Here is a 324-nt window from a genome sequence, read left to right as displayed (position 1 = left end):
CGCCGAACGGTCCGTCGCAGCAGCGGGTGATCCGGGCCGCGTTGGCGCAGGCGGCGTTGAACCCGCAGGACGTCTACGCGTTCGCGTCGCACCGCACCGGAACGACGCTCGGCGAGCCGATCGAGGCCCAGGCCCTCCACGCCACCTACGGTCAGGACAGGGACGGCGGCGACCCGCTCTGGCTCGGGTCGGTGAAGTCCAACATCGGGCACACGCAGGCGGCGGCCGGTGTCGCCGGCATCATCAAGATGGTTCTGGCGCTGCGGCCCGGGACCCTGCCCGCGACGCTCCACGCCGACGAGCGTTCCCCGCACGTGGAGTGGG

At 72.8% G+C, this 324-nt stretch carries 1 protein-coding gene; it reads left to right on the top strand.

Translation table 11 applies throughout. The features are described from left to right. Window positions 1-324, top strand: a 324-nt coding sequence (locus PUR56_RS28355; RefSeq protein ID WP_443034582.1) for a hypothetical protein, incomplete at both ends; no start/stop codon positions are given.

Origin of the sequence: Streptomyces sp. BE303 (genome assembly GCF_036290945.1) — a bacterium.
In the GTDB taxonomy this organism is placed as follows: domain Bacteria; phylum Actinomycetota; class Actinomycetes; order Streptomycetales; family Streptomycetaceae; genus Kitasatospora.
The sequence above is the reverse complement of the archived record's forward strand: the minus strand, read 5'-3'. Positions and strand labels throughout refer to the sequence as shown.